The sequence below is a fragment of the Tateyamaria sp. ANG-S1 genome, from assembly GCF_000814025.1.
Classification (GTDB): Bacteria; Pseudomonadota; Alphaproteobacteria; order Rhodobacterales; family Rhodobacteraceae; genus Tateyamaria.
Genome location: NZ_JWLL01000025.1, coordinates 1 through 5,017 on the forward strand (window position 1 = coordinate 1; position 5,017 = coordinate 5,017).

Annotated in this window: 3 protein-coding genes and 1 pseudogene; all 4 read right to left on the minus strand. The window is 56.5% G+C overall.

From position 1 onward, the window contains the following. Positions 1-647 (minus strand): hypothetical protein (locus tag RA29_RS23065; RefSeq protein WP_152613118.1); only part of this gene is annotated, 647 nt, incomplete at its 3' end. A 129-nt stretch (positions 648-776) separates the two neighbouring features. Continuing rightward, positions 777-2,750 carry a hypothetical protein gene (locus tag RA29_RS22225; RefSeq protein ID WP_052249881.1) on the minus strand — a complete coding sequence of 658 codons (1,974 nt, stop codon included), beginning with the start codon at positions 2,748-2,750 and terminating at the stop codon, positions 777-779. Positions 2,751-2,821: 71 nt separating this feature from the next. Beyond that, on the minus strand, positions 2,822-4,708 hold the full coding sequence (locus tag RA29_RS22230; RefSeq protein ID WP_052249882.1) for a calcium-binding protein: 1,887 nt from the start codon (positions 4,706-4,708) through the stop codon (positions 2,822-2,824). A gap of 185 nt (positions 4,709-4,893) precedes the next feature. Beyond that, positions 4,894-5,017 (minus strand): annotated as a pseudogene (locus tag RA29_RS23730) (IS30 family transposase); the annotation flags it as partial.

Below are 5,017 nucleotides of genomic sequence, written 5' to 3' on the forward strand. Positions count from 1 at the left end.
CTTCCTGCGCTGATGAAGTATTGACCACTTTCGGTTGGGGTCCACGCCAAACCAGCTGAGCCAGAAGGATTAAGTCTGTTGAGTTGCTGGCCGAATTCATCGTACAGAGCCAACGCCGTGTCGTCCGCTGAATCTGCGGAGCCATCACCGGTAATTGTCCAATAATAGCTTCGTGCAGCGTTCAGCGTTGTTCCGAAATAGTCTTGGTCAGTCGTGTATTCGAAATAACCTGCAACGGTTGTGTTGCTTGCAATGGTGGCTGAGCTTGACGTGCTATTTGCGACCTCTTGCACCATCGTCACACGGTATGTACCGGGGTCCACCGATCGCCCACCTGTCCCCGCCGAAAGATAAAACGTACCCGTCGCCGTTGGTGTATGCTGTATTGAACTAAAACTCTGGCCATTCGATATAGTGATTTGTTGGCCTATTCCATTCAATAATACGAGTGCCGTATCATCCGTTGATGTCGCAGACCCGTCACCTGTAATCGTCCAGTAATACCCGAAAGCCGTATCCAACTCGACACGAAGCCAGTCTTCAGAAAATTCGGTGTCAAACGTTCCGAGAAATATATCCCCGTCTGAGATGGAGTATGTTGTTGAGGTGTTGTTAGGTGCGTCAACAGTTTCTGTAATAATTGTCATTTTACCCTACAGAGATACCAGAGAAATCAAAGCCTTAGATTACAATTTCTACCGCGGCGATAATGAAGCTTCAAGCCATGGAGTAAAGGAGGCAAACTGCTATGAGCATGTGAGTGTTCAGCATTTTTTCTAGGCTAACAGGTCAAAATCCTGACCGCCGATGCGCAAGGTGATCGCATCGTTGGCCAGACCATCTACCAGGGCCCACAAGATGTCACCGGTTGGCCTGTAGATGACAAAGGCCTCGCGGACCAGATCCTGGCCTGCGCCGGGGGTAAAGGTGCTGTTGATCTGAAACTGGTCGCGCGTGGCCGACCCACCATAGACAAGCACATCGCCCTGGGCTGCATTGTAATCCTGAATCCAGTCATTCCCATGATCAGGCACGCCCAGATGAAAGAACCGGTCCGCGCCAGCGCCCCCGTTCAGACGGTCGGAGCCAAATCCGCCATTCAGGAAATCGTCGTCATCTCCTCCAAAGATCAAATCGCCCAGAGCACTGCCTGTTAATATGTCATTCCCGGTCCCACCGATGACTGTATCCGCGCCAAAGCCGCCCGCGATGCTGTCATTCCCGGCATCCCCGCGCAGCTCGTCATTGCCATAGCCGCCGTCGATCGTGTCATTGCCTGCGCCGCCAAAGACCAGGTCACGCAAATCTGCCGGTGTGCCACCTGCAAAGATGAAATCATCTCCTGCGCCGCCAATCAGCGTATCCAAACCATCCAGGCCGCGGATCGTGTCGTCACCATCCATACCCTCCAGTCTGTCATTGCCCGTGGTTCCAGTCAGATTGAGGTCCTCGGCGATAATATCACCGGGTGCGGCAAAGCTGCGGACCGCAATGTCGGTGTCTTGGACACTGCCCAAACGCGTGGCCGTTTCAGCGGTCCAGGTCACCGAGAACCCGCCGGAGGCCAGGGCCGTTACCTCGGGCCCAAAGGCCGAAAAATTGTCATTGGTGTCGATGCGAAAGTTGCCGCCAAAAAAGGCCGTATCGCGCGCCATGCCTTGGTTATCGAACAGGCGGCCCCAGACCTCCCATTCGCTATCGATCGTGTCGAACTGGTTCCAGACCGCGACAAAGCCGCCATCTGCAAGCGCGGCAAGGGACACATCGGTTTGCGTGGAAAAGGTAATCCCGTTGACCTGAAACCCGGCATTCACAATCGTGCCGTCATTGGCATAGACCCGCGCAAAGATATCAGATGCATTGCCCGCGTCATCCGAGATAAACTCGGTCCAGGCCACCACATATCCCCCCCCTTCGAGTGCCGTGATCCGTGCGCCATTGGGATCGCGCGTGGCTGTCCCGGTCGCCACTTCGAAAGAAGGCCCCAAGATCGCGTCATCCGCCCCCGTACGTTGCGCCCGAAGCGTTGGTGAGCCGCCGTTTTCTTCCGTGGCCCTCCAGACCATCACACGCGAGCCGTCATTCAGGCCCGCAATGTCCGGAGTGCGCTGGCGGTCCGAGCGTTCGAAATTATCTGACAACAGATCCCAGGGCTGCAAAACCGCGGCCGGGGCAGGGTCTGTTGTGGCGCCATAGCGGATCTGGGCCACTTCCTCTTCGCGCAAGGGGCCACTGTCGAAATCATACACGATGGCAAACCCGCCATCGGCCAGATCGGTCACTGCCACGGATCCAGGCAGATTGACATTGCCCGCCCCCCCGTAGGCATCGGTGCCCAGCAGATCGGTGTCGACAATAACGAACCCAATATTGGGATCGGGGTTGTCGATATCCACAAAGGTGCTGATCGTCTCGTTGCGGGTGCTGTCGACCTCGCTGCCATCGGCCGCGTAGCGCCGCCCATCAAATCCGGTATCGCCCCAGAATACCGTCCAGCCACCGTCGGCCAGGGCAGTCACCGCTGGATTGGACGCCCTCAGACCGCTTTGGCCGATCACCTGCGCCTCTCCTAAAGCCGTACCATCGGCGGCAAAACGTTGCTGGTAGATATCGGCCTGTGTCGGACCCGTTGTCTGGCTGCGCCAAACCGCAACATATCCCCCATCTGCAAGGCCCGCGATATCGGCCTGGGACTGCAAACGGTTTGATATGCCGGGTAGGATAACGGGCGCAGAGAGGGGATCAGGCATAAAAGGCATGGCGGTCCTCAAATTGAATGCGTTTTTAAAAAAGATAAGTAATTCAAACGACCGTAGCGCTGTCAGGCAAGCAAATCAAATGTCTGATCCGCGATCTGCAGGTTCAGAGCCGTCAGATCGTCGCCATCCACTAGCGCCCAGAGGATCTGACCAGAGGGTACATATGTGACGAACAACTCGTCCACATTCGCATCACCAGCATCGGCTGTGTTGGCGCGGTTGACCTGAAAATCCGAGGCCTGACCAGCACCTCCAAAGACCAGAGTGTCTTGGTCTTGAAACCCGGCCACCCAATCCGAGCCGTGGCCTGTGGCCCCGGCATGAAAGATCCGGTCAGCACCACCATTTTCGACCAAGTTGATCAGATCGCTGCCAAAGCCGCCGTTCAGGAAATCATCACCAGCACCGTCGATCAGCACATCGGCAAGCGCTCCGCCCGATAGATCATCATTGCCATCGCCGCCGATCAACGTATCGGCCCCTGTTTCGCCTTCAAGCGTGTCATTGCCACTGTCGCCACGCAGCATGTCATTGCCTGCACCGCCGCGGATCAGGTCGTTGCCAAACGACCCCGACAGCACATCCGAAATGTCGTTGGCCGAGGTGCCGCCCACAATCACATCATCGCCGCTACCGCCATTGACGGTATCCGAGCCGTCGCCCGCATCTATCGTGTCATTGCCAACATCACCAAAGACCTCGTCGTTGCCGGCGCCCGTTTCAATACTGTCATTGCCAAACCCGCCGCGCACAAAATCCGACACGTCGTTGTCCGTACCCCAAGCAATCAGCGTATCGTCGCCATCGCCCCCGTTCAGCGTGTCATGCCCGTCGCCAGACATAAACAGATCGTTGCCACCGCCGAAGACGTCATGTTCGAAAATATGGTCATTCCCATCCCCGGTGCGCACTGTATCGTCGCCCAGGCCCATATCGACATTCACCCGCCCCCAATGATCGGTCAGGGTAAAATCGTCATTGCCCGCGACTTGGGTGCGGAACACCATTTGATATTGGCCCTGCGCATTCAGCGCCACCGATTGCACGCGGCCATTGAGATTGATCTCACCTGTGCCAAGGAAAGTGATGCCGGAGAAGTTCGTAAACTGATCAAAGGATAGGGCTACGTTGCGGAAGAACGCTCCGCCTCCTTGCAGCACCTCGATCCCTGATAGGTCTAGATTTTGGTAATACCTGCCATAGATCGCTTCCAGCGTATCGATGCCCGCCCCGCCCTCGATAGTCGTAGACGGCGCGGGAAGATTTGAAAAAGATCCGTCGACAACAAACCGGTCATCCCCATCCCCGCCACGCAGCGTGTCGCCGACATCGCCGCGCAGCGTATCATTGCCGGCGCCCCCCAAAAGCGTGATGTCATTAAAGCTACGGTCACTGCGCAACTCCCAGTCACTGGTGGCGCCACTTGCATCCAGCACAGCCCCCATACCTGCTGTAACCGGGACTGGCATCTGAATTTCCGCGCGGCCAATCCCGGTGCCTCTCTCTCCAACTGTGATGCTGCTCAGGTCGATGATTTGGTTTTCCATCGCCGCGAACACCAGCGCGCCCTGACCGCCAAAGCCAGTCACCTGACTGACGCCCAAGAAGTTGTCCGCTGTCAGCACAAGCTGGACTTCATTGAGATCAATCCGTTCGAACCCGGAAAATGTCCCGCCGCCCAAGCCCATTCCGCTACCAGGACCCCCGCCAGTTACGACAAATCGATCAAAACCATCGCCACCATCGATCATGTCGTCCAAGGACGTGAAACCAGAGAACGCGACCGTGTCATTGCCGCTCCCGGCTGAAAGGATACTGCCGGAGAATGCGATGAAATCATCCCCACCTAATGCGATGACGGTATCGTCGCCGAGACCGCTGTTGATAATGTCATCACCCTCAGTCCCAACCAAGCTGTCATTGCCTGGCGTGCCCAAAATCTCTGTCATGATGGAAAGCCCTGAACCTAAAAAATGCGGATAGGGTACAGGGGGTTGGGACCTGGTCAAGCCAGTAAATCAAACTTTCAGCGATACCTGCACCGCGGTTCCTATTGCTTTTGGGGTAGGTGCTCTGGCCCATTTCCTCCCTTCATCTTTTCGCGGAAGACTTTGGCAGGGCATTGCATAGCAATGTCCCGAGAGGTTGAGACTGCCGTGATGTCGCGCGTCCTCGGCAGCCATCTTCGGGCACGGCGATTGGTGTTACCGACTGTGCCTTTCTGCCAGGGGGAAGAAGGGTCACCGACCCAGGTTTGC